Annotated in this window: 14 protein-coding genes and 1 tRNA gene; all 15 read right to left on the bottom strand. The window is 70.3% G+C overall.

Annotated elements, in window-relative coordinates; all coding sequences use genetic code 11:
* Positions 1-689: 689 nt before the first annotated feature.
* Positions 690-1,163: a hypothetical protein gene (locus ACIBK4_RS46640; RefSeq protein WP_399005597.1), complete on the bottom strand. Its 474-nt coding sequence runs from the start codon at positions 1,161-1,163 to the stop codon at positions 690-692.
* Between the two features lie 396 nt (positions 1,164-1,559).
* The gene (locus ACIBK4_RS46635; RefSeq protein WP_399005595.1) at positions 1,560-3,401 is read right to left on the bottom strand and encodes a TnsA endonuclease N-terminal domain-containing protein; all 1,842 of its coding nucleotides are present in this window, start codon (positions 3,399-3,401) and stop codon (positions 1,560-1,562) included.
* Positions 3,402-3,421: 20 nt separating this feature from the next.
* Positions 3,422-4,060: a hypothetical protein gene (locus ACIBK4_RS46630; RefSeq protein WP_399005593.1), complete on the bottom strand. Its 639-nt coding sequence runs from the start codon at positions 4,058-4,060 to the stop codon at positions 3,422-3,424.
* A gap of 268 nt (positions 4,061-4,328) precedes the next feature.
* Positions 4,329-4,402, bottom strand: a tRNA-Thr gene (locus ACIBK4_RS46625).
* Between the two features lie 262 nt (positions 4,403-4,664).
* Positions 4,665-6,311 (bottom strand): alpha/beta hydrolase, encoded by a 1,647-nt coding sequence (locus tag ACIBK4_RS46620; protein WP_399005591.1) that lies wholly within the window; start codon positions 6,309-6,311, stop codon positions 4,665-4,667.
* 129 nt (positions 6,312-6,440) lie between these two features.
* Entirely contained in the window at positions 6,441-7,646 is a 1,206-nt protein-coding gene (locus tag ACIBK4_RS46615; RefSeq protein WP_399005589.1) for a DNA polymerase III subunit delta', read from the bottom strand.
* A 178-nt stretch (positions 7,647-7,824) separates the two neighbouring features.
* Positions 7,825-11,154: a dTMP kinase gene (tmk, locus tag ACIBK4_RS46610; protein WP_399005587.1), complete on the bottom strand. Its 3,330-nt coding sequence runs from the start codon at positions 11,152-11,154 to the stop codon at positions 7,825-7,827.
* Positions 11,155-11,357: 203 nt separating this feature from the next.
* Entirely contained in the window at positions 11,358-14,189 is a 2,832-nt protein-coding gene (topA, locus tag ACIBK4_RS46605) for a type I DNA topoisomerase (RefSeq protein ID WP_399005585.1), read from the bottom strand.
* 418 nt (positions 14,190-14,607) lie between these two features.
* A complete protein-coding gene (locus ACIBK4_RS46600) occupies positions 14,608-14,805 on the bottom strand; it encodes a hypothetical protein (protein ID WP_266769886.1) in 198 nt (65 codons plus the stop codon).
* Between the two features lie 95 nt (positions 14,806-14,900).
* A complete protein-coding gene (locus ACIBK4_RS46595; protein WP_399005583.1) occupies positions 14,901-17,810 on the bottom strand; it encodes a protein kinase in 2,910 nt (969 codons plus the stop codon).
* A gap of 651 nt (positions 17,811-18,461) precedes the next feature.
* Complete coding sequence (locus ACIBK4_RS46590; RefSeq protein ID WP_399005581.1) at positions 18,462-19,982, bottom strand: methyltransferase; 1,521 nt, start codon at positions 19,980-19,982, stop codon at positions 18,462-18,464.
* Positions 19,983-20,162: 180 nt separating this feature from the next.
* Positions 20,163-20,759, bottom strand: coding sequence for a small secreted protein (locus ACIBK4_RS46585; RefSeq protein ID WP_366435690.1), 597 nt, complete (start codon positions 20,757-20,759; stop codon positions 20,163-20,165).
* 265 nt (positions 20,760-21,024) lie between these two features.
* The gene (locus ACIBK4_RS46580; protein ID WP_399005578.1) at positions 21,025-23,433 is read right to left on the bottom strand and encodes a sodium-translocating pyrophosphatase; all 2,409 of its coding nucleotides are present in this window, start codon (positions 23,431-23,433) and stop codon (positions 21,025-21,027) included.
* Between the two features lie 321 nt (positions 23,434-23,754).
* Complete coding sequence (locus ACIBK4_RS46575) at positions 23,755-24,192, bottom strand: ATP-binding protein (RefSeq protein WP_399005576.1); 438 nt, start codon at positions 24,190-24,192, stop codon at positions 23,755-23,757.
* Between the two features lie 118 nt (positions 24,193-24,310).
* On the bottom strand, positions 24,311-24,652 hold the full coding sequence (gene bldG / locus ACIBK4_RS46570) for an anti-sigma factor antagonist BldG (protein WP_003975386.1): 342 nt from the start codon (positions 24,650-24,652) through the stop codon (positions 24,311-24,313).
* Positions 24,653-24,726: the final 74 nt, after the last annotated feature.

The raw sequence follows: 24,726 nt of genomic DNA, 5'->3' as shown, positions 1-24,726 counted from the left end.
CCCTCAGGAAACTTATGTGGATGGCCTGGCGAAGGAGGTTTGGAACGGCTTTTCGGGCAGGGGTCGTTATTACATTTCGTAAATAAAACGAATGTCTAGAAGACCCTTAAGCCGATTCATTTAGCCTCTACCTACGCCGCTTTCCTTGTGCTGGATTCCGACCTGCTCGCCATCTGGGCAGGGCGAACCTGCCGCCCAGTATGCCCTATCACAGCGCGCGATGCATTGAGGAAGCGATGCCGAAGCTGGCCACGGGATCGGGTGGTAGCGGCAGGCCGACCGACATCCCGTACGGTCAGCGCGGTGCTGGGACGACACCTCCACCATTGCCGGGACCCTCCCGCCCGAATGCCGAGAAGGGGACCGGACCGCTGACGGGCAACGGCAGGAGTCAGGACTCTTTCGCAATCACTGAACACCTGACACGGCGCCACGAGCGCAGTCGGCGCGAAGACTTTGAGAGCACACGCGCAGGAGGACAGACTCGACTCGACTCCGGACACACGTGTAGTGCTGGCAGGAGTGTAACGCTAACTTTTGCTAGCACGAAAACGCCAGGTCAGAGGCTTGACACTGTGAGAGTGCTTCACCTGGCCGCTGAGTGCTCTAGCTGTGTCGGCGTCGTCTGCGTTCAACCGCCGCCGACAAGCTGGCCGAACTGAGTCCCGTACTTGGCCGGGCGAGGCGCGCTACCTTTCCGCGGCAATGAGACTTGCACGCATAGCGACCTGGAGGTCCTTGCGGGCTTGGTGGAACCGTTCCAGCCCTTCGAGGTACTCCGGCGACGTGGTGGAGAGGTCTGGATGCGTGTTCAGCAGGTCACGCCATTGCCGGAGCAGTCTGTACGCCCGGTCGGAATTCTCTTGAACCGCCGGAGGGGCCTGCAGGGCGATTCCGTAGCGTTGCGTCAGTACCGAGGCGTCGCGAAAGGCATCCAGAGCCGCCTGGTATCGCGCCGTGGTGTCGCTCTCCCTGAGGATGATGACGCGTAGGGCAGACGAGCTGTCGTTCAGAGCAGCGAGATAGGTGCTGTAGAGATCTCGAAGGTTGTCGTGCACGCGGTTCGCTTGCTCGCGACGGTATCGCGTGTGGTCAGCAAGCATGGTCGAGCCGATCCCGAGCGCGGCGCCGACGATTGTGCCAAGTAGTGTCCCCCAGTCCATGAGCGGAACCGTAGTTCTGCCAGCCCGCCATGAGAATGGGACAAATCTGGGCGTTGATCCCCCTGTTCGCTGGCCGACAACGGCGCTCAAGTGGCCAGCTGTGGCGCTCAGTCACAGACGCTGTGACAGAGCACGAGCTGGCCAGTGAGTGTTCTGCTGGCCGTGCGACATCAGCTTCCGCGCGAGGCGTACGCCGCCTCTGAGAGTGTGGGGCGGTCGTGCGGACTGGTCCTCTCGGGTGGCGGGTGTGATCAGCCCGGACGCTCCTCCTGGTGGTCAGCCTGCCACTGGTTGATGAGCCTCTTTCTCCAGCCCTTGGGCGGGGGCCAAGGAACGCCCCAGGCAGCGAGTTGGTCCCGGGGCCAGCCGCCTGCGGGAGTGCGGGCCGCCTCGATGTCATCCGGAGAGCGGGGCACGCTGCCTTGTAGTGCACGACGAGACAGAATCTGGATCAGCGTTCAGTGCAGGAACGAGGAGCATGAGAGCGGCAGACCCCGACAGGGCATTGGAGGTGTTGGTCTGCGTGCCGGCACGCAGCCGGTAGGGGCGGGTGTGCCACGCCCAACCGCGCCTGAGAATCAGGGCTGCGAGGTCCATGGAGTCCAGGGGCATGGATCCGGCAGCGGCGCGCACCTGGGGCCACGTCAGTTCTCCATGCTCGTCCAGGGCGGCACTGACCGCGGCGTCCAGGCGCGGATCGACCGATCGATTCTCAAGAAGACTGCGGGCGCGGTTGCTATCGGTTGCCACAAAGCCCCAGCCTCGGTCGCGGCAGAACTCCTCCATGGCACGGTACTTGGCGACATTGATGGCAATCGCCATCTCGTAGATGGGTTTGACCTCGACGAGGATGCAGCGCCCGTCGGTGGTCGCCACGAGCAGATCCGGGTAGTAGGTGCGCTGTTGCCCGGCGAACTGATAGCTGATGGCGAGGGGCTGTTCCTGGTAGTACGCAATCTGTTCGGCGAAGCTGAGCAGCTGGATCATCCGCAGCTCAGTGTCCGACTCGTATGCCACGTCCCGGCCCAGCTTGGGGCAGTGCCACGCCCCGGAGCGCCCATCGTCGGGGTCTATCTCTCGGAGCGCTTCCAGCTCCTCGCGCGGTGGGGCCGGTTCGGATATCCCAAACCAATTGGCTTCGGCCGACAGTGCCGCCCAGCGTTGGGTAGAGCGCTCGATACGACCCAGTCGTGTTGCTTCGCGGCGGAAGGCGTCGTGGCGCAGGGTGCGTATCGTCATGGCCTCGGCCGCCAGGTTGTCCGCGCGCAACTTGTGGGCGCCGGCCAGGCTGGCGAGCAGCGGCACCGCCTGCCGCGGCGCTACCGACGGCAGTAGGACCTCGGCCAGGTCAAACAGACGTTCAGCAGTCGACGGTCCTGCATCAGGCGGTACTCCGTTCACGCAACTCAGCTCGGCCAGCAGCTTGCGGAGTTTCTGGGAGGCTGGCGCGGTGGTGTTCGCCATGCTGCGGATCGCCTTAGTCTGCAGCTGCCGAACCCGGTCCCGGGAGATGCCGAGAGCGTCTGCCACCTTCTCCAGCGGTTGGGCCGGCTGATCGTGCAGGCCAAAGCGGCGAGACATGATCTCCCGATTCCGCTCGACAGGCATCTCTCCTACAGCCACGGCAGCAAGCTCATGCAACACCAGCACCGTGTCGGCATCGCGTTCGGCAATGAGAGTCCAGTCAGCTGTCAGGCCCACAGCGCCAGGGCACAGGCACTCCAGTAGCCAGTCGGCCAGCAGCAGCTGCGTGGCCTCCTGCCACAACCGCCGGGCGGCTGCCTGCCGCACAGGAGCCGCCACGGTCGCTAGGTCGATCACCACCTGCCGGGCTACGAAGACCTCTCTGCGCTCAGGGCGCAGCACGTGACTCGTCACCTGCTGCCAGTCGGCCAGCACCTCGACGACTGCAGCGGAACTCACTGGCGGACGGGAGGCGAGAATACGGTGGTCATACTCCCCGCGCTCACGGCGGCGACGTTCGTCCAGCACGTTCTGCCACGAGTACGCGGGATCTACGGCCAGTTGAGTCCTCAGCCACTCCAGCGCCTCATCGTCGGCCGGGCCAGGCTGAGGAACGAGACGGATCACGCGAGCGCGGATGGCACCCGTCGAGCGGCCATGCCGCTCGGCGAGATCCTGCAGAGTGAGCCCCTCCCGTACACCGTCGACAAGCCGAGCGTCCTCCGCCTCGCTCCACGCGCGGCCCTGCCTCGATTCGGGCGCCTGCCCCTGCACGCTCTCTCCCATGGTTTCGGCTACTGGCCTGCCTTTGCCTGCAGTTCTCGGGCGATAGCGGCATCCTGGCTCATGGCGACCACGACCCGGCGGTCCACTTCCTCCTGCTCATGCAGCTCCCCGCACGGGCAGATGCTCCACTCACCAACTTCGACCCGGCCGACCGCCCGCTCGACAAGGTCAGCAAGCTCGTCGAGCACTCCCACCGATACCTCGACGAGTTCGCCGCCGCTCGCCGACACCGTGGCGGACCCGAGTTCCGTCACTAGGTCCATGGCGTGAGCTGCCGCCCGGCTGTCATGGTTGACCGCCGCGTACTTTCCGGCTTGTGCCCCGGCCATTACCAGGCGCCCCAGAGCCATGGCGGGCACGTCCACCGTGCGCGCATCCAGACGGACCGGACGCACAGCGTGGACAGCGGAGGCATCCTCGTTGGAGTCGTCCGCCGCAGCCGCGATCGCGTCCGCCACCATCTCCGGCGAGACCAGGTGGAGCGCCTCCTCGGAGTCCAGTCCGACCTTCTCGGCAGCCGTGTTGACCACATAGACCACCACATCTCGAACCGCTACCGGTTCGACCTCAAGGCCGCGCGTCAGCAGCACCGCCGAGGTCTGGGCCACCAAGGCCTTGAACCGTGTGCCGCTCTTGATGTCCGCCATGAGGACCAGCGTAGAGGGGTGCTTTGTTGGATTGCGACAAAGTCATCCAGACGGGAAGGAGCAACCCCTTCACCTCAGTTCGGCGCCCCGCGAGGCTGTCGCTCAACGGTCGCTCGGTCGCGGCTGCACCGCCGCTGCACCAATGGCCTCCCCTTGGCCTCCCCTGACCTTCCGGGGGAGGAAAGCAGCGTTCACCAGATCCGACTCACGCGGTCAAGAAAAAGCAAAAGCCCCAGGTCACGGCGAGTGAGTCCTGAGGCTTCCACAGAGCCGCCTTCGGGATTCGAACCCGAGACCTACGCATTACGAGTGCGTTGCTCTGGCCATCTGAGCTAAGGCGGCGCGCTGTCCACACCATGGTGCGATCAGCAACGTCGGAAAGTCTACACAGTTTCTGGGGGTGCTCCGTCCACCCCTCGATCGCACCCCTGACCGCACCCCGAAGCACCCCGGGAAGCGCGCCCCAAGCCCCCCTGGCAGCACTCCCCGAAGCACCTCAACCGCAGTCACCGCAGCCGCACCCCAGCCACAAGCAAGCCACGGCCCAACCCACGACCAACCCATGGGCAACCCACCGCCAACCCACGCCCAAGCCCCGCCCAACCTACGAACACCGCTTCCCCTCCCCCGGCGCCACCCCCCGCAGCAGATACGCATCGATCGCGGAATCAATGCACCGACTGCCGCGCCCATAAGCCGTATGCCCGTCCCCGACATACGTCAGCAGGCGGGCCGACGAGAGCTGGTGGGCCAGGGACTGGGCCCACCGATACGGCGTCGCCGGGTCGCGGGTCGTGCCGACGACCACGATCGGGGCCGCGCCCTTCGCCTCGATGCGGTGGGGTTCGCCCGTCGCCCTGACCGGCCAGTACGCGCAGTTCAGGGAGGCCCAGGCGAGGCCCTCGCCGAAGACGGGGGACGCCTTCTCGAACGCGGGGAGGGCTTGTTCGACCTGCTCCGGCGTCGAGAACGCGGCCGGCAGATCGAGGCAGTTCACGGCGGCGTTGGCGAACATCAGGTTCGAGTAGCGGCCGTCGGCGTCCCGCTCGTAGTAGCTGTCGGAGAGGACGAGCAGCCCGGCGCCGTCCTTCTCCTTCATCGCCGACGTGAGCGCCTCGCGCAACTGCGGCCAGGCCGCCTCGTCGTACATCGCCGCGATCACGCCGGTGGTGGCGAGCGCCTCGCCGAGCTTGCGGCCGTCCGCGTCGCCGGTGGGGATCGGGTGCGCGTCGAGCTTGCGGAAGAAGGCCTTCAGGTTCGTGCCGACCTTGGCGGGCGTCGTGCCCTTGCCGCCGAGCGGGCAGTCGGTCTGCCGTACGCAGTCCTTCGCGAAGGACTGGAACGCCGTCTCGAAGCCCGCCGTCTGGTCGAGGTTCATCCGGCGCGCGGGGAGGGACGGGTCCATCGCGCCGTCGAGGACCACGCGGCCGACCCGGTCGGGGAAGAGTCCCGCGTACGTCGCTCCGAGGAACGTACCGTACGACGCCCCGACGTACGTCAGTTTCCGGTCGCCCAGCACCGCCCGCAGGATGTCCATGTCCCGCGCCGCCTCGATCGTCGAGACATGGCGCAGGACGTCGGGCGAATGGGCGCCGCAGCCCTCCGCGAACTTCTTGTACTCGCCCACGAGTTCGGTGGTCTCGTGCTGGTCGTCGGGGGTCGTGTCGGTCTGCGTGAACGTGTCCATGGCCCGCCCGCCGAGGCACTCGACCGGCTCGCTGCGGGCGACGCCCCGGGGGTCCATCGCGACCATGTCGTAGCGCGCGCGGACCTCGGCCGGGTAGCCGATCCCGGCGTACTGCTGGAGATAGCCGACCGCCGAACCGCCCGGCCCGCCCGGGTTGACCATCAGCGAACCGAGCGCTTTGCCCTTGCCGGTGGCCTTCTTGCGCGCGACCGCGAGCCGGATGTCCCCGGCGGCGGGCTTGTCGTAGTCCAGCGGCGCCTTCATCGTGGCGCACTCGAATCCGGGAACACCGCAGGTGTGCCAACCGAGCTTCTGCCCGTAGTACGACGTCAGCGTGGACGGCGTCGCCTGCGGCAGCGCGGCCAGCGCCACGTCCGCCGCCGGACTCGTCGCCGTCGTCGAACTCCCCGAGGAACACGCGGCGGACACGAGCAGCGCTGCTACGGCGAGCAGCGCGCCGCCGGTCCGACGGGTGCGGGGGCTTCCGTGGCTTCGACGGTCCTGGCTGGGCTGGCTCGGCTGGCTGCGCTCGCTGGGCCGGCGGAGGGGGCGCCTGATGTACATCGACCGAGCGTAACCCTGCGCGATCACGCGAATGCTCTGCGCGCATGATCCGCCCCGGACGAGTTACACCGTCAACCTCACGCCCGAAAGATCAGCCCACCGCTCAGCCCGCGGTCCAACCCGCGCTCCTCACCCCGCTCTGAGCGCCAACGTCATCGCCTCCACCGCGAGCAGCGGCGACACATTCCGGTCGAGCGCCACGCGGCACGCGCCGATCGCCTCGATACGGCGCAACGTGGACTCCGGCGAACCGGCGCGCGCGAGCCGCTCCAACGCGTCCTCGGCGTCCGCGTTGGCGATCGCCACCCGGGAGCCGAACTGGAGGGCCAGGACATCCCGGTAGAACGCGGTGAGGTCGGTCAGCGCGAGGTCGAGGCTGTCGCGCTGCGTGCGCGTTCTCCGGCGCTTCTGCTTGTCCTCCAGGTCCTTCATCACCCCGGCGGTGCCGCGCGGCATCCGGCTGCCCTGGCCGCCGCCCATCGCGGCCTTCATCTCCTCGGTCTCCTTGTCGTCCACCTCCTCCGCCAACTGCTTCGCGTCCTCGGCCGCGGCGTCCACCAGCTCCTGAGCCGCCTTGAGACAGCCGCCGACATCCTCGACGCGCAACGGCAGCTTCAGTACGGCGGCCCGGCGCTCGCGCGCGGCCGGGTCGGTGGCCAGGCGGCGGGCCCGGTCGACATGGCCCTGGGTGGCACGCGCCGCGGCCGCCGCCACGGCAGGCTCGACGCCCTCCCGACGGACGAGCAGGTCGGCGATGGCGTCGACCGAGGGGGTGTTCAGGTTCAGGTGGCGGCAGCGGGAACGGATCGTGGGGAGGACGTCCTCGATCGAGGGGGCGCAGAGGAGCCAGACCGTGCGGGGGGCCGGTTCCTCTACGGCCTTGAGGACCGCGTTGGCCGACTTCTCGTTCAGCCGCTCGGCGTCCTCGACGAGGATGATCTGCCAACGGCCGGTCGCCGGCGAGGTGAAGGACTTGCGGACCGTGTCCCGCATGTCGTCGGCGAGGATCTGCGTGCCCACGGCGGCCACGGTGGTGACGTCGGCGTGGGTGCCGATCAGCGCCGTATGACAGCCGTCGCAGAAGCCGCAGCCGGGGCTGCCGCCGAGCGCGCGGTCGGGGCTGACGCACTGCAGCGCGGCGGCGAAGGCCCGAGCCGCCTGGTTCCGTCCGGCGCCGGGCGGGCCCGTGAACAGCCAGGCGTGCGTCATCTTCGACGCCTCCGGCGGGGCTGTGCCGGTGGTCGCCGCGGTGACGAAGGCGTCGGCGTCCCGAGCGGCGGCATCGAGCTGCTCGCTCACCTTCTCCTGGCCCACCAGGTCATCCCACACCGTCATGGGTCACCGGCCCTTTCGTCACGTTTCGAGTTACGCGATCCATTGTGCGGGCCACCACTGACAACGGGGGCCGGGGACCGGTTCGGGGGCGGGGGAACGAAGCGCGGGGCACCGCCCCGACGCCGTCAGCCCCTCGGCCCACGTCACCGTCAGCCCTGCGCCTCCGCCCCCATCGCCGTCAGCCCCGCCGACCCCGCCCACGACCCCGTCCACGACCCGTGTCGTCGTCGCGGCCGAAGTCGCCGTCCTCGCGCGGGCCGAGCAGTTCGTCGGCCAGCGAGGGCAGGTCGTCCAGGGGAGTCTCCTCGGCCCAGTCGGGGCGCGGCCGGCGCCGGGGCGCGCCCTGCTCGTCGACCTGGGGCAGCTCGCGGGTGCGGTCCTCGCCGTCGGCCTGACCGGCAGGACGCTCGTCCCGGAAGAAGCCCGCGGGCACCCGGTCCGACGGTCCTTGGTCGCGCACCGGCGGCAACACCGCGGTCTCATCGGCGGCACCGGACGGAACGGGCGGCAGTACGGCCGTCTCCTCGGCAGCGGACACCGGGGGCAGTACGGCGGTCTCGTCCGCGGCCCCCGTAGGCGCCGGCGGTTGCGGCAGCTCGGCCGTCCGCTCGGAGTCGCGCACCTCGGCCTCGGGCGCCTCGGGGTCGCCGGACACCGACCGCAGCACGGCCGTCTCGTCCCCGGAACCGGAACCGGACCCGGACCCGGAACCCGAGCTCACCGGCCGCAGCACAGCCGTATCCTCCGCCGACCGTCCACGCGCACCCGAACCCGCACCCGAACCCGAACCCGCGCCCGAACCCGGCTTCACCACCGGCGTCGGCACAGTCGACGCCTCGGGCCTGGGCTCCGGAGCCGCGGGAGTCACAGGAGCCGTCGGCTGGCGAGCCGCCCGCTCCGCGGCGGCAGCCGCTTCCGCCGCCAACCGGCGTGCCTCCTCGGCCGCGAGCAGCGCCGCCTCGGCCTTGCGCTGCTTCTCCAGGCGGCGGGCCTCCGCCTCGGCGCGCAGCCGGGCCTCGTCCTCGGCCTGCTTGCGGAGCCGGTCGGCCTCGGCCCTGCGGCGGGCCTCCTCGGCGGCGCGGGCCTCCTCCTCGGCGAGGAGACGGGCCTTCTCCTCCTCGGCACGCCTGCGTGCGTCCTCGGCGCGCTGCCGGGCCTCCTCGGCCTGGCGCTCGGCCTCGCGGCGCTGGGCCTCCTCCAGCTCGCGCCGCTTGCGCTCCTCCTCCTCGGCTCGCAGCTGGGCGAGCTGCTCCTGGCGCTCGCGCTCCAGGCGCTCCTCCTCGGCCTTGCGCGCGGCCTCTTCCTCGGCCTTGCGGCGGGCCTCCTCCTCGGCGGCCTTGCGCGCCTCCTCCTGGGCCTTGATCTCGGCCTCGGAGAGCGGCAGGACGGTGTCGAGGCGGTGCCTGATCACCGTGGTGACGGCCTCGGGCTCCTGGCCCGCGTCGACCACCAGGTAGCGGCTCGGGTCGGCGGCGGCCAGCGTGAGGAAACCGGACCGTACGCGCGCGTGGAACTCGGCGGGCTCCGACTCCAGTCGGTCGGGCGCCTCGGTGAACCGCTCGCGGGCGGTCTCCGGGTCCACGTCCAGGAGGACGGTCATGTGCGGGACGAGTCCGTCGGTGGCCCAGCGGTTGATGCGGGCGATCTCCGTCGGGGACAGGTCACGGCCGGCGCCCTGGTAGGCGACGGACGAGTCGATGTAGCGGTCGGAGACGACGACCGCGCCACGCTCCAGGGCGGGCCGTACGACGGTGTCGACGTGCTCCGCGCGGTCGGCGGCGTAGAGCAGCGCCTCCGCGCGGTGGGACAGTCCCGCCGACGACACGTCGAGCAGGATCGACCGCAGCCGCTTGCCGACCGGGGTGGCGCCGGGCTCGCGGGTGAGTACGACCTCGTGTCCCTTGCCCCTTATCCACTCGGCGAGAGCCTCGGCCTGGGTGGACTTCCCGGCACCGTCGCCGCCCTCCAGGGCGATGAAGAAGCCGGTGCTCGCGGGCACGGTGTCGGGGTCGTCGCCGCCGAGCAGCGCGTCCCTCAGGTCGTGCCGCAGCGGTACTCCCGCGCGGTCGTCGACCTTGGCCAGGACCAGCGCGGCGACCGGCAGCAGCAGGGCGCCGACCAGCATCAGCGTGAACGCGGCACCGCCGTGCGCGAACACGAACTTGCCGTTCTCCAGGCGGTGCGGGCCGATCAGCGCGGCCACCAGGGGGGCGATCAGCGCGCCGAGCGCGACCGCGACCCGGACGACCGCGTGCAGGTGCTCGGTCGTACGGGCCCGGCGGTAGTCCTCGGCCTCCTGGTCGAGGAGGGTGTGCCCGGTGTTGGCGGCCACGCCCGCGCCGATGCCGGCGAGCGCGACGATCAGCAGCACGGTGGCGACGTCCGGGACCAGGCCGGCGGCGAGCAGCGCGATGCCGGTGAAGGCGATGGCGAGGGTCAGCAGGCGGCGCCGCGACAGCGTCGGCAGCAGCGCGGGCGCCGTACGGATGCCGACCACGACCCCGCCGGTCAGCCCGAGGACCAGCAGCCCGAAGGTCACCGGGCCGCCGTGCAGATCCTGGGCCTGCAGCACGGACACCGCGACGGCGGCGGAGATCGCCCCGGCGACGGCCGCGCAGGCGACCACGAGCAGCGCGATCGCGCCCGTACGGCCCTTGTCGACGCCGGTGCCCGTCCGGGGGCGGCGCAGCCCTTCGAGCGGGGACCGCGCGCGCGGGGTGCGCATCGCGGGCAGTTCCAGGGCGGTCAGGACGGAGAGGGACGCGGCGAACAGTCCGGCCGCGACGTACGAACCGAGTGCGGCCTGGTGCTGGTCGAACCAGGCGACACCCGTGCCCAGCAGGTTGTTGAGCAGGGCCGCGACGACGAGTGCGGCGGCGGCGAGCGGGATGGCCACGAAGCTCGTGCGCAGCGACAGCCGGCGCAGCGCGTCCATGTGGTCGGGCAGCGGCCGGACCGTGGCGCCCTCCAGCGGCGGGGCCGGCAGCAGGGCGGGGCCGGCGCTCTCGCGGCACACCGTCCAGAAGCGCTCGGCGACTCCGGTGACGAAGGCGGTCACCAGGAGCACCGCCAGTGCGTTGTCCGGAGTCCAGTCGATCCACAGGGGGGCGACGATCAGCAGCGCGGCCCGCAGACCGTCCGCGCCGACCATGGTCCAGCGCCGGTCGAGCGGCCCGTCCTGGGAGGTGAGCGACGTGAGCGGGCCGAGCAGCACCGCTCCGAAGAGGAGCGTCGCCAGGATGCGCGCCCCGAAGACGGTCGCCACCGCGAACGCCACACCCCGGTAACCACCGCCGAACGAGCCCTGGGCGATGGCCGCCTGGAAGGCGAGCACGACCAGGACCAGCAGGGCGAGGGTGTCACCGACACCCGTCACGAACTGCGCGCTCCACAACCGCTTGAGCTGCGGTTGGCGCAGCAGGGCGCGGACGGCACGCTCGCGGGAGTCCGCGACAAGGGCGTCGTCGGGGGCCGGCTGGTGGGCCGTTGGCTGCTCGGCTGGCGTCATGCTTTCAGCCTATCGGCAGCCACCGACAACAAGCCGCGCCCGCCCGGACCTGCGCACACCCCGACACCAAAGTGATGCCGGGGCGTTGGTTTCGCGACCCTGTGGTGCAGGAAGCGTGCGCCGGTCGGACCTCGGGCAGCGGCCCGACGGGCCGTCAGTCCTCGACCGTAAGTCCTCGCCCCTCAGCCCCCGACCGTCAACGGTCAGTCCTCGGACGTCACCTTGGAGGATGCCGTCTTCTTGGCAGCGGCCGCCGCCGTGGTCTTCTTCGCGGCCGTGGTCGTCTTCTTCGCCACGGTCTTCTTGGCCGTCGTCGTCTTCTTGGCGGGCGCCTTCTTGGCCGCCGTCTTCTTCGCCGGGGCCTTCTTCGCCGTCTTCTTGGCGGGCGACTTGGCCCGCTTCTCGGCGAGCAGCTCGTAGCCGCGCTCCGGGGTGATCTCCTCGACGCTGTCGCCGGAGCGCAGGGTCGCGTTGGTCTCGCCGTCGGTGACGTACGGCCCGAAGCGGCCGTCCTTGACGACGACGGGCTTCTCGCTGACCGGGTCGGTGCCCAGTTCCTTCAGCGGCGGCTTGGCGGCGGCCCGGCCGCGCTGCTTGGGCTGGGAGTAGATCTCCAGCGCCTCTTCGAGGGTGATCGTGAAGAGCTGGTCCTCGGCCGTCAGCGAGCGGGAGTCCGTGCCCTTCTTCAGATACGGCCCGTAGCGCCCGTTCTGTGCGGTGATCTCCACGCCCTCGGCGTCCTTGCCGACGACGCGCGGCAGCGACATCAGCTTGAGGGCGTCGGCGAGCGTCACCGTGTCGAGGGACATCGACTTGAACAGCGAGGCCGTACGCGGCTTGACGGCGTTCTTGCCGGTCTTCGGGGTGCCCTCGGGGAGCACCTCGGTGACGTACGGGCCGTAGCGGCCGTCGCGGGCGATGATCTGGTGGCCCGACTCGGGGTCGGCGCCCAGCTCGAAGTCGCCGCTCGGCTTGGCGAGCAGTTCCTCGGCGTGCTCGACGCTGAGCTCGTCCGGCGCCAGGTCCTCGGGGACGTCGGCGCGCTGGTGGTTCTCGGAGTCCTTCTCGCCGCGCTCCACGTAGGGGCCGTAGCGGCCGACGCGCAGCATGATGTCGTTGCCGACCGGGAAGGACGACACCTCGCGGGCGTCGATCGCGCCCAGGTCGGTGACGAGTTCCTTGAGGCCGCCCAGGTGGTCGCCGTCACCGTTGCCGGCCTCGGCGGCGCCCGTCGCCTCGCCCTCGCCGAAGTAGAAGCGGCGCAGCCACGGCACGGCCTGTGCCTCGCCGCTGGCGATGCGGTCGAGGTCGTCCTCCATCTTGGCGGTGAAGCTGTAGTCGACGAGCCGCCCGAAGTGCTTCTCCAGGAGGTTGACGACGGCGAAGGACAGGAAGGACGGCACCAGGGCCGTGCCCTTCTTGAAGACGTAGCCGCGGTCGAGGATCGTGCCGATGATCGACGCGTACGTCGACGGGCGGCCGATCTCGCGCTCTTCGAGCTCCTTGACGAGGCTGGCCTCGGTGTAGCGGGCCGGGGGCTTGGTGGCGTGCCCGTCGACCGTGATCTCCTCGGCGCTGAGCGCGTCGCCCTCGGCGACCTGCGGCAGCCGCCGCTCGCGGTCGTCCAGCTCGGCGTTCGGGTCGTCGGCGCCCTCTACGTAGGCCTTCAAGAACCCGTGGAAGGTGATCGTCTTCCCGGAGGCGCTGAATTCGACGTCCCGGCCGTCGGACGAGGTGCCCGCGATCTTCACGGTGACGGAGTTGCCGACCGCGTCCTTCATCTGGGAGGCGACGGTCCGCTTCCAGATCAGCTCGTAGAGCTTGAACTGGTCGCCGGTCAGGCCGGTTTCGGCGGGCGTGCGGAAACGATCACCCGACGGGCGGATCGCCTCGTGCGCCTCCTGGGCGTTCTTGACCTTCCCGGCGTACACGCGCGGCTGGGCCGGCAGGTAGTCGGCGCCGTACAACTGCGTCACCTGGGCGCGGGCGGCGCTGACCGCCGTCTCGCTCAGGGTCGTGGAGTCCGTACGCATGTAGGTGATGTAGCCGTTCTCGTACAGCTTCTGCGCGACCTGCATCGTGGCCTTCGCCCCGAAGCCGAGCTTGCGGCTGGCCTCCTGCTGGAGCGTCGTCGTACGGAACGGGGCGTACGGAGAACGTCGATACGGCTTCGACTCGACGGACCGGACGGCGAACCGCGTGTCCTCCAGGGCGGCGGCCAGCGCGCGGGCGTTGGCCTCGTCCAGGTGGAGGGTGTTCGCGCCCTTGATCTGCCCCAGGGAGTCGAAATCGCGGCCCTGGGCGACGCGCTTGCCGTCGACGGCCTGGAGGCGGGCGACGAGGGTCGACGGGTCGCTCGCGTCACCGGCGCGGCCGGTGCCGAAGGTGCCGGTCAGGTCCCAGTACTCGGCGGAACGGAACGCGATGCGCTCACGCTCACGCTCGACGACGAGCCGGGTGGCGACGGACTGGACGCGGCCGGCCGACAGGCGCGGCATGACCTTCTTCCAGAGGACCGGCGAGACCTCGTAGCCGTAGAGGCGGTCGAGGATACGGCGGGTCTCCTGGGCGTCGACCAGCGGCTGGTTCAGGTCGCGCGGGTTGGCCACGGCGGCGCGGATCGCGTCCTTGGTGATCTCGTGGAACACCATGCGCTTGACCGGGACCTTGGGCTTCAGGACCTCCAGGAGGTGCCACGCGATGGCCTCGCCCTCGCGGTCCTCATCGGTGGCCAGGAAGAGTTCGTCGGAGTCCTTGAGGAGGTCCTTGAGCTTCTTGACCTGGGCCCGCTTGTCGGCGTTGACCACATAGATCGGCTCGAAGTCGTGGTCGACGTCCACACCGAGGCGGCGGACCTCGCCGGTGTACTTCTCGGGCACCTCCGCGGCGCCGTTGGGAAGGTCGCGGATGTGCCCGACGCTCGCCTCGACGACATATCCGGGGCCGAGATAGCCCTTGATCGTCTTCGCCTTGGCAGGGGACTCGACGATGACGAGTCGGCGGCCGCCGTGTGCGGTCTCGCTGGTCGGGGACAACTTCGCTCTTCTCTCCGGTCGACGCTGGGGCCTCCCCCGGGGCAAACGGCTCCGGGGAGGAGCAGGCGCGTTTCCGCGTCGTTCGGTCCGTGCCCTCGGGGTGCCGGTGGGGTCCTCGTAGCGGAGCTACCAGGGCCTTCGACCGGTGCGGCGAGAGTGCGTGCCGGGCGGCGCGGGGACGTGCCTGCATCTCCCCGGGGTCGCTTGGTCCCGGGGTCGGGTCATGGTGACGCTGCGGAGTGTGACGGTACATCCCGCCCCCGTGTCAAACGGGAAAAGCCCGCAACGGCCACTCGAACGGTAACCCGACTACCGCCATTCCTGCCGCCCGGAGTCCCCACCGGCCTTTTCGGAGCCATCCGGAGGGTGATCACCTGGTTGTCCGCCGATCGTCCGCGCCGCGGCTCCGGCGCGCTGCTCAGACGTGCAGGAAGCACCAGGTTCCGAGGAGGAGGGCGGCGACCGCGGCGAGGCTCGCGAGGGTCGCCGATGCGACCGGGTTCACACCCTGGGCGACGGGTTCGCGGTGCCGGACCCTGACCACGGTCCACAGCAGCAGCGCGCCTCCGAACAGGGCGAACACCAGCCCCGCGAAGATCGCAGGCCCGCTCTCCATGCGTGTCCCCTCCCGGCCGGATGCCCCGGTCCGGGAGGCTGGCACCCGGAGGCGACGGGCAGGCCAACCCCGGGTGAACTCGCGGCGGACAGCGCTCAGGCGGTCGTCCCGGAGGACGATATCGCCCCGGTCGTCCGGGACCGGTCGGCCCGGCCCACGGTGCACACGACCGAGTCGAAACCGGCCTTCCAGTTGGTCTCGTCGGACAGATACCCGAAGACGGAACGGTCGGATCCGGGCGCCCAAGTCGACTCGAACTTGTCGCCGCACAGCTTGTTCCCCTGCCGCAGCGCCTCCGCGAACGCCATCGTCTTCGGGGCCGTCACAAAACCGATCACCTGGTCGGTGTGCTGATCGGCACAGTCGGTCAGGTTCGCGGTGAAGTACGTCTTGTGGGCGACGTACAGCCAGCAGTCACCGAGGCTCATCTCGGTGGTCCACACGTTCGACCCGGTGCTGCGGAAGCGCCCTATCGCACCGCCGATCGGCGCATGCCGACCGAGCACGAGACACGCGGTACCGCCCCCGGCGCCCCCGAAGCCGGCCTCGGTCGGAGTGAGCGCGTAGACCCCCGCATCGGCCAGGGACTCGGCGGCCGCCTTCACCTCACCCGCACACCGCTCACCCCCGTGGTCCCGCGCATCGGCGAAGTCCCGCGCCATGTCCACGGCCATCACCTGCCCGTCAGGAACAGCGTGCGCACAGCTCACGACCCCCACCTTGGGCCGCGACGCGAACGCCGTCCCGGTCCACACCACGTGCACACAATCACCGGTCCGCAGCGCCTTCTTGAGCCCGACGTCCGCGCCGTACGGATAGACGGAACCGGTCGACGACGACGCGGACGGGGACGCCTTCTTCGTCGCCGCGGTGTCCTTGCCACCACCGCCCAACGAGATCACCGCCCAGACCCCACCGACGACCACCAGCACGACGGCCACGACAAGCGCGAGGACCGCCCCGACCGGCCTCCGCCTCCGCCGCCTGCCATGCGCCGGTCCACCACCGACAGGCCTCGGGCCACCGGGGTGGGTCGGGCCCTGGGCGCCCGCGTAGGGGGGCGCCGGGGCGCCGCTCCGATAAGGCGTCGTGGGACTGTTCGCGTACGGAGTCCATTGGCCGTACGGGCCGCCGCCGGGCGAACCGGCGTGCCCTTGCGGGGAGTACGGCGATGCGGTGGCCGGTGAGGGGTTCGGCGTGCTGGGGGTCGGTGGGGTGTTGGGGGCATGCGAGGTGTTCGGGGTACTCGGGGTGTGCGCGATGCCTAAGGGGCTCGGAGTGTTCGGGGTGCCCGGAGTATGCGGGTTGCGCGAGGTGCGTGGGGTCTTCGGAGTGTGCGGGGCACCCGGAATTTCCGGCGTCCCCAAGGCCTCCGGCGTCCCCGGAGTCCGCGGGCCGTCCGGAGCGGGCCGGCCTCCGGGCGTGGAGCCCCCGAGGGCGGCCGGGGGCCGGTCACCGTACGGCGTCGGGTCCTGATGGGTGGCCCCGGGCCCTCCCGGGATCCGCGGGGCGTAGGGGCCGCCCACGTAAGGGCCACCCATGGCATGTCCGGGCCGCCCGTCCGGGACTTGCCCCCGAGATCCGCCCGGCACTTGCCCCGGAGGCCCGCTCGCGACATGGCCGGGCTGGTCGCTCCCGATGTCGCCGGGCGGCCTGCTCCCGACATGGCCCGCCAGATCGCTCGCCGCGTAGCCGGCCGAACCGCCCACGGCCTGGCCGGGCACACCATCGGAGACAGGCCCCGACGACTGATCAGCCGAGGGCCGGCCGCCCTGTGCCGAACCGAAACCATCGGGCGCCGGCACGAAATCATCCGGTGCTGAGCCAGAACCGCCCTGTCCCGGTCCGAAACCATCCGCTGCCGAACCGTCACCACCCGGTGCCGACGCGAAACCCTCCGGTGGCGGACCGAACCCTTCCGGCATCCGGCGGAACCCGTCCGGCATCGGGCCGAAGGCATCCGCCCTCCACCCAAGCCTGTCCCCGCCTGCCCTCCACCCAAGCCCGTCCCCATCTGCCTCTCGACCGACCCCGTCTGTCCTTCGACCGACCTCGCCCTCATCCGCCCCTGGACCGCCCCCGTCCGGCATCGCCAAGTCCCCCGGCACCGCACCGACCCGCCGCCCAACCCGCTCCAACCCCCGCGCCGCAGTCTCCGACGCCGACCTCAACGCCGGATCCTTGACCAGTAACCCCTGGAGCACCGGCGCCAGTTGACCCGCGCGGACCGCCGGCGTCGGCTCCTCGCCCAACAGAGCCGTGCGCGTGGCGAAGTCGCCGTCGCGGTCGAAGGGGCCGTGGCCCTCGACGGCGGCGTACAGCGTGGCGCCCAGGGAGAACAAGTCGGCGGCCGGGGTGGGCGGTTCACCGCGGGCCCGCTCCGGGGCGAGGTAGCCGGGCGTGCCGGCGGTGGCGGTGAGCCGGGGTTCGTGGGACTCGGGCTGGAGGGTGATGCCGTAGTCGGTGAGCAGCACGCGCGCGTACGGGTCGCCCGAAGCGTCCGGCGCCAGAAGGATGTTGGCCGGTTTCACATCCCGGTGCAGGATGCCGATGCGGTGTCCGGCGGTGAGCGCGTCGAGGACGGCGAGCCCGATGCGGGCCACCCGGGCGGGCGGCAGCGGGCCCGAACGCCGTAGGACCGTCTGGAGGTCGACGCCGTCCGGGACGTACTCCATGACGATCCAGGGCAGCCCCTCGTACATCACCACGTCGTGCACGGCCGCCACATGCGGATGCCCGCGCAGCCGGGCCGCATGCCGCGCCTCGCCGCGCGCCCGCGCGATGCGCTGCGCACGCTCACCGGCGTCCTCCGGCGCATCCCGCACGTCCCGCACGTCCGGCAGCGCGATCTCCTTGACGGCGACCTCGCAGGCCAACTCCTCGTCGTACGCGAGCCATACGCGGCCCCCGCCGCCCGTGCCGCCGCCCGCACCGAGCATGCGCAGCAGCCGGTAGCGCCCGTTGACGACGCTGCCCTCGCCCTGTTCCGGCGTATCCCCGGCCATCACGCCTCCCCCGAGACGGCGCGCCTCCCCCGAGAACGCGCGGAACCTGTCTCTGAAAGTAGCCTCGCACCCGCCACTGACAAGAGGGCTTTTCCGTACCGATCAGAACGATCTCCCCGGATACGGACACACGCGGCTCAGCGGTGCGGGGAGGCCTCAGGCGTGACAGGGGCGGCGAAGGGCTGGGGCGCCGTACGACAGGGCGGTCGGCGGATATGGCACGGCGGGCGGCGGCGCGATGGTCGGTCCGGCCGTAGGAACGGCCGACGGCGCGAGAGACCGGCGGCCGAGTCGCGGTCGGCCACCGCGCACCCGGTCGGCAGAAGTGGGCCCCGTCCGGGAGCAACCGCCCAACCAAAGCCAACTCCCGCCCGAGAAGAACCGCCGGGCCAAGGCAAACCCTCACCCGAGAAGAACCGCCCAACCGAGGCCAACCGCCGCCCGAGGACAACCGCCCAACCGGGCCCAACTCCCGCCCGCGAGCGGCCAGTCGGCCAAGGGCGACAGGCCCGCATCGGCCTCGCGAAACGATCGGCCACCCGCAACCAACCACCGCCCCGCGCCAGTCAGCCGCCCGCAACCGGTCGCCACCCCACGCCAGTCAGCCGCCGCAACCGATCGTCGCCCCCCCCCGTCAGCCGAGGGCACCCGTCACCCCACCGGCTCCAAGAACCCCTGCTCCACCAGCAACCGGATCTGCGCCGGCGTCCGGTCACGCAGCAGAACCGGGTCCTCGCCCACGAGTTGGGCAATGGCGTCCAGGATCCGCCCCGCGCTCAACGTGCCGTCGCAGACGCCCGCGAAGCCCGCGCCGACCGTGTCGACCTTGGTCGCACGGCGCATGCCTCGGTGCTGGCGCAGCACGACGTGCTCCGGGTCCTCGGCGCCGGGCAGTCCGACCTGTTCCTGGATGATCTCCGGCGCGAGCCTGAAGTGGGCGGCGAGCAGGGCCGCGTCGTCGTGGGCGCGCAGATAGTCGACGCGGTCGAAGTGCTCCCGCACGGTGTCGCCGAGGGGCTGCTCGACCGGGTGCGGCCACTCCTCGACGGTGATCGAGGGCGCGTCGGACCCGGTCCTGCGCAAGGTGATCCAGCCGAAGCCCACCGCCTTGACCTTGCGCGCCTCGAACTCGTCGAGCCACGCGTCGTAGAGCGCCTCGTACGCGGCCGTGTCGCCCTGGTGGTCGCCCGCGTCCCTGAGCCACAACTCGGCGTACTGCGTGACGTCCTGGACCTCGCGCTGCACGATCCAGGCGTCGCACCCGCGCGGTACCCACGAGCGCAGCCGGTCCTGCCAGTCCTCCCCCTCCACGTGCTGCCAGTTGGCGAGGAACTGCGCGAATCCGCCCTCGCGCAGCCGGTCCCCCGCCTGCTGAACGAGCGACCGGCACAGATCGTCCCCGCCCATCCCGCCGTCGCGGTACGTCAGCCGGGCACCCGGCGAGATCACGAACGGCGGGTTGGACACGATGAGTTCGTACGTCTCGTCGTCCCGGACCGGCTCGAAGAGCGAGCCCTCGCGGAGGTCGGCGGCCGGCGCTCCGGACAGCGCTAGGGTGAGCGCGGTGATGTGCAGGGCACGGGGATTGAGGTCGGTGGCCGTCACGCGCGTGGCGTGCCGGGCCGCGTGCAGCGCCTGGATGCCGGACCCGGTGCCGAGGTCGAGCGCGGCGGACACCGGCGTCCGTACGGTGATCCCCGCGAGCGTGGTGGACGCGCCACCCACCCCGAGGACGACGCCTTCCTCCCGGCTGCCGATCCCGCCGGCCCCGCCGACCGCGCACCCCAGGTCGGACACGATGAACCAGTCCTCGCCGTCGGGCCCGCCGTACGGCCGTACGTCCACGGCCGCCACGACCTCGTCGGCGCCGACGGACACCAGCCAGCCGCTCTCGACGCACTCGGCGACGGGCAACACGTCCGCCACGCGTGCGTGCGGCACGGGCTGTTGGAGCAGGAACAGCCGGACCAGCGTCTCCAGCGGGGTATCGCCTCTCGTCGCCCGGAGAGCCGGCACGGTCTCGCTGCGGGCCAGCGCCGCGTACGCGGGGGCGCCGAGCAGTTCGAGCAGTCCGTCGGCGGTGAAGGCGGCGCCGAGGAGGGCGTCCCGGAGCCGGGCGGCGACCTCCGGGCGGTCGGATGCGGGCAGAGTGGACAGGGTGGAGTTACTCACACCCCCATTGTGGCCGCTCCCACCGACACCGCGCCCGGCACCGACCGACGCGGCCTCCCGCACAGGCGAAGGCCCCGGCACGCACGCGTACCGGGGCATCTTTCAGCACCTGAAAGATCGCCGCCTACAGGAGACGGCCCGAAAACCACGCCCTACAGGGACGCCATTCCCGAGGCCGGATCAGGCCGCCGACGAAGAAGCCACCGGCGTCGCCGTCTTGCAGGCCTCCTGCTTGGTCATCGCCTTGCCGACATCGCCCTCTTCGAGGGTCTTCAGCGCGTCGTTCCCGCTCGTGCTGAGCTTGTCCAGGGAGGCCGCGATGCCCTTGAGGCCGTCCGCGAACTTCGCCTGGTCCTTGGTGTTGAGAGCGTCCACCTGCGTCTTCAGGGTGGCGTACGACGCGGAGATGCCGTTGAGCTCCTTGACCGCGTCCTGCTGCTTCTTCGCGCCGTTGTCGACGTCCGGTGCCCCGGCGGTGTTCACGGCGGCCCCGATCGCCTTGTAGGCGTCGGACATGTCCTGGAAGGCCTGCGAGTCGGTCTTCTGGACCTCTTCCGGGGTGCTGTTGTCCGAGGTCTCCTTCTGGATCGCCGTGTTGGCGGCCGCGATCTTCTTCGCCTGCGGCTGCACCGCGACGCAGACCTGCTTGGCCCAGGTGTTCAGCTTGGCGTCGCTGTCGTCGCCGCTGCCGCCGCATCCCGACAGCCCCAGTACCAGTACCGCACCGCCGGACAGTGCGACCGCGAGCTTCTTGTTCACCGGTTTGGTCCCTTCCATGGCTCTCGGCCCCGGAACATACACGGCGGACGGGCCGCGCCTCCGGGCCTAAGGTCCGATAGGAGACCTTTTGAAGCCATTTGCACCAAGCGAGAGAAGGCTCACGGCGAGGCCCTGAACACAGACAGAACGGACGGGCGGCGCCACCAACTCGCGCCACCCGCCCGCCCGTTGATCCGAGCCTCGTAAGACCGCCCGGCCGAGCCCCGCAGGACCCCTTGATCCGGGCCTCGTAGGACCCTTGAGCAGGGCCTCGTAGGACCGCCTACGAAACGACCGCCGGATCCGCCGACTTGGCCGACCGGTCGGCGTCGTCCCCGTCGTCCCCCACGGCGATCCCGCGCCGCTTGGAGATGTACACGGAGACGGCGATCACGAGGAACGCGAGCACCGCGATCGTGATGCGCACCCCGATGTTCTTGTCGTCGCCGTAGCTGAACTTGATGACCGCGGGCGCGATGAGCAGCGCGACGAGGTTCATCACCTTCAGCAGCGGGTTGATGGCCGGGCCCGCGGTGTCCTTGAACGGGTCGCCGACCGTGTCGCCGATCACCGTGGCGGCGTGGGCCTCGCTGCCCTTGCCGCCGTGGTTGCCGTCCTCGACGAGTTTCTTCGCGTTGTCCCAGGCGCCGCCCGAGTTCGCGAGGAAGACCGCCATCAGCGTGCCGGTGCCGATCGCGCCCGCGAGGAACGAGCCGAGCGCGCCGACGCCGAGCGTGAAGCCGACCGCGATCGGCGTGAGCACGGCGAGCAGACCGGGCGTGGCCAGCTCGCGCAGCGCGTCCTTGGTGCAGATGTCGACGACGCGGCCGTACTCCGGTGTCTCGGTGTAGTCCATGATCCCGGGGTGCTCGCGGAACTGCCGCCGCACCTCGTAGACCACGGCCCCCGCCGACCGCGAGACCGCGTTGATCGCCAGCCCCGAGAAGAGGAAGACGACCGCGGCGCCGACGATGAGGCCCACCAGGTTGTTGGGCTGGGAGATGTCCATCATCAGGTTGAGTGGCGCGCCCGGTCCCGAGACCTTCTCGCCGACGTCGTTGGCGGCGGTCACGATCGCGTCCCGGTACGACCCGAAGAGCGCCGACGCCGCCAGGACGGCGGTGGCGATGGCGATGCCCTTCGTGATGGCCTTGGTGGTGTTGCCCACGGCGTCCAGGTTGGTGAGCACCTGCGCGCCCGCGCCCTCGACGTCACCGGACATCTCGGCGATGCCCTGCGCGTTGTCGGAGACCGGCCCGAAGGTGTCCATGGCGACGATCACACCGACCGTGGTGAGCAGACCGGTACCGGCCAGCGCCACCGCGAACAGCGCCAGCATGATCGAGGCACCGCCGAGCAGGAAGGCGCCGTAGACCGCGAGACCGATCAACAGGGCGGTGTAGACGGCCGATTCGAGGCCCAGCGAGATCCCGGCGAGGATGACGGTGGCCGGGCCGGTGAGCGAGGTCTTGCCGATGTCCATCACGGGACGGCGGTTGGTCTCCGTGAAGTAGCCGGTCAGCTGCTGGATCAGCGCGGCGAGCACGATGCCGATGGCCACGGCGACGAGCGCGAGGATCCGCGGATCGCCGTCCTTGGCCTTGATCGCCGCGTCGGTGACGCCGTCGAGGTCGGAGTACTTCGACGGCAGGTAGACGAAGACCGCGACCGCCACCAGCACGAGCGAGATCACCGCGGAGATGAAGAACCCCCGGTTGATCGCGGACATGCCGCTGCGGTCGGTCCGGCGTGGCGCCACCGCGAAGATGCCGATCATGGCGGTGATCACACCGATCGCCGGCACGAGCAGTGGGAAGGCGAGCCCGGAGTCGCCGAAGGCCGCCTTGCCGAGGATCAGCGCGGCGACCAGCGTCACGGCGTACGACTCGAAGAGGTCGGCCGCCATGCCCGCGCAGTCGCCGACGTTGTCGCCCACGTTGTCGGCGATGGTCGCGGCGTTGCGCGGGTCGTCCTCCGGGATGCCCTGCTCGACCTTGCCGACCAGGTCGGCGCCGACGTCGGCGGCCTTGGTGAAGATGCCGCCGCCGACACGCATGAACATGGCGATGAGGGCGGCACCGAGGCCGAATCCCTCCAGCACCTTGGGCGCGTCGGCCGCGTACACCAGCACCACGCACGAGGCGCCCAGCAGACCGAGCCCCACCGTGAACATGCCGACGACGCCGCCCGTGCGGAAAGCGATCTTCATTGCTTTGTGCGAGACGGCGGTGAGATCCTTTTCGGGCTCACCTTCCGCCGGGGTCGCTTCCCGGGCCGCCGCGGCGACACGGACATTACTGCGTACGGCGAGCCACATGCCGATATAGCCGGTGGTCGCCGAGAACACCGCGCCGATCAGGAAGAAGATCGATCGTCCGGCGCGCTGATTCCAGTCGTCCGCGGGCAGCAGCAGAAGCAGGAAGAAAACGATCACGGCGAATACGCCGACCGTGCGCAACTGCCGTCCCAGATAGGCGTTCGCGCCCTCCTGGACCGCTGCCGCGATCTTCTTCATGCTGTCGGTGCCCTCGCCGGCCGCGAGTACCTCGCGGACCAGGATGCCCGCGACCACGAGCGCTGCCAGCGCCACGAGGCCGATCACCATCACGAGGATGCGGTTGTCGTCGGTCAGAACCGCGGCTGCGAGGGTTGTGGGGTGGTCAAACTGCTGAGGGGTAGAAAGCCCCGCCATTCGTCCTCCTTGACGCCTGTGCTGAGCTCAAGATGTGGACGGATTGTAGGTACCGGAACCTGATCAAAACAGTGCGCGGCAAACGGAATTGGCCTTCGCATAGTAATGCCTTAAAAGCATTGATGCTTGATCAAATTATCGGGGCGCCGATCAAATCGATGATCGGGACGTCGATCCGCATTGATCGTGAATTCATTCACGAATTCGGTCGCGCGGGGATACGCCCGGGATACGCCCGGAAACACACCCCGGCCGGCCTCTCCCGGAAATGCCGAAGGGCCCTGCTCAGCAGGGCCCTTCGGCTGTGATGTGCGGCGGGTCTCAGGAAAGCATCGTGGCCGGCGGTGTCGTCGGCCAGGTCATACGGATCGATCCGCCGTGCTCCCCCGCGGTGACCTCGACGTCATCGACGAGCCCGCTGATGACAGCGAGGCCCATCTCGTCCTCCTCGGTCTCCGCGTCCGGATCGTCACCCAGGGACCCGGGCGCCTTGTCGCCGGGAGCCGAGCGCGGTGCCTCGTCGCCGACCTCGATGGAGAACTGCTTCTCCTCCTCGATCAGCAGCACCTTCACCGGGGCGGTGATCCCACTGCTCTGGTGCAGCCCGACGGCACGGGTGCAGGCCTCGCCGACGGCGAGTCTCACCTCGTCGAGTACGGCCTCGTCCACTCCGGCCCTGCGCGCCACCGCTGCCGCCACCAGTCGGGCGGTCCTGACGTGCTCGGGCAGCGCGCTGAAGCGGAGTTCAACGGTGGCCATGCATCCCCCTCGGGACTACGGGCGTGCTGTCGGAGGGCCGGGCTGCCGAAAGCCCGGTCCACCGGTCGTCTATACGGCCGATCGGGGAGCGGTCACACGCCGCTCCCGGAACGGTCGGTCAGTCGGTGGCCGCCACCGCTTCCTCGACCGAGGTGTGAATCGGGAACACCTTGGTGAGGCCGGTGATACGGAAGATCTTCAGAATGCGCTCCTGGTTGCAGACCAGGCGCAGCGAGCCCTCGTGGGCACGCACCCGCTTCAGGCCGCCGACCAGCACACCGAGCCCGGTGGAGTCGAGGAAGTCGACTCCCTCCATGTCCACGACGAGGTGGAAACTCCCGTCGTTCACCAGCTCGACCAGCTGTTCGCGCAACTTGGGCGCGGTATATACGTCGATTTCGCCACCGACCTCGACGACCGTACGATCGCCGACGGTACGGGTCGACAGGGACAGGTCCACGGATCCTCCAGCACCTTGCTATCGAGCGGTCATCCCATGGGACACCTCGGCAGAGCCCCCAGGACGGTTCGCCA

The organism is Streptomyces sp. NPDC050528, assembly GCF_044457795.1.
Lineage (GTDB): Bacteria > Actinomycetota > Actinomycetes > Streptomycetales > Streptomycetaceae > Streptomyces.
Note: the sequence above shows the minus strand (reverse complement) of the source record. Positions and strands in the feature narration are given on the sequence as shown.

Bases quoted from the DNA above. Each gene is read 5' to 3' on its own strand.
- ACIBK4_RS46640 (WP_399005597.1), bottom strand. From the start codon at position 1,163: ATGGACTGGGGGACACTACTTGGCACAATCGTCGGCGCCGCGCTCGGG.
- ACIBK4_RS46630 (WP_399005593.1), bottom strand. From the start codon at position 4,060: ATGGCGGACATCAAGAGCGGCACACGGTTCAAGGCCTTGGTGGCCCAG.
- ACIBK4_RS46620 (WP_399005591.1), bottom strand. From the start codon at position 6,311: ATGTACATCAGGCGCCCCCTCCGCCGGCCCAGCGAGCGCAGCCAGCCG.
- ACIBK4_RS46615 (WP_399005589.1), bottom strand. From the start codon at position 7,646: ATGACGGTGTGGGATGACCTGGTGGGCCAGGAGAAGGTGAGCGAGCAG.
- tmk (WP_399005587.1), bottom strand. From the start codon at position 11,154: ATGACGCCAGCCGAGCAGCCAACGGCCCACCAGCCGGCCCCCGACGAC.
- ACIBK4_RS46600 (WP_266769886.1), bottom strand. From the start codon at position 14,805: ATGGAGAGCGGGCCTGCGATCTTCGCGGGGCTGGTGTTCGCCCTGTTC.
- ACIBK4_RS46595 (WP_399005583.1), bottom strand. From the start codon at position 17,810: ATGGCCGGGGATACGCCGGAACAGGGCGAGGGCAGCGTCGTCAACGGG.
- ACIBK4_RS46585 (WP_366435690.1), bottom strand. From the start codon at position 20,759: ATGGAAGGGACCAAACCGGTGAACAAGAAGCTCGCGGTCGCACTGTCC.
- ACIBK4_RS46580 (WP_399005578.1), bottom strand. From the start codon at position 23,433: ATGGCGGGGCTTTCTACCCCTCAGCAGTTTGACCACCCCACAACCCTC.
- ACIBK4_RS46575 (WP_399005576.1), bottom strand. From the start codon at position 24,192: ATGGCCACCGTTGAACTCCGCTTCAGCGCGCTGCCCGAGCACGTCAGG.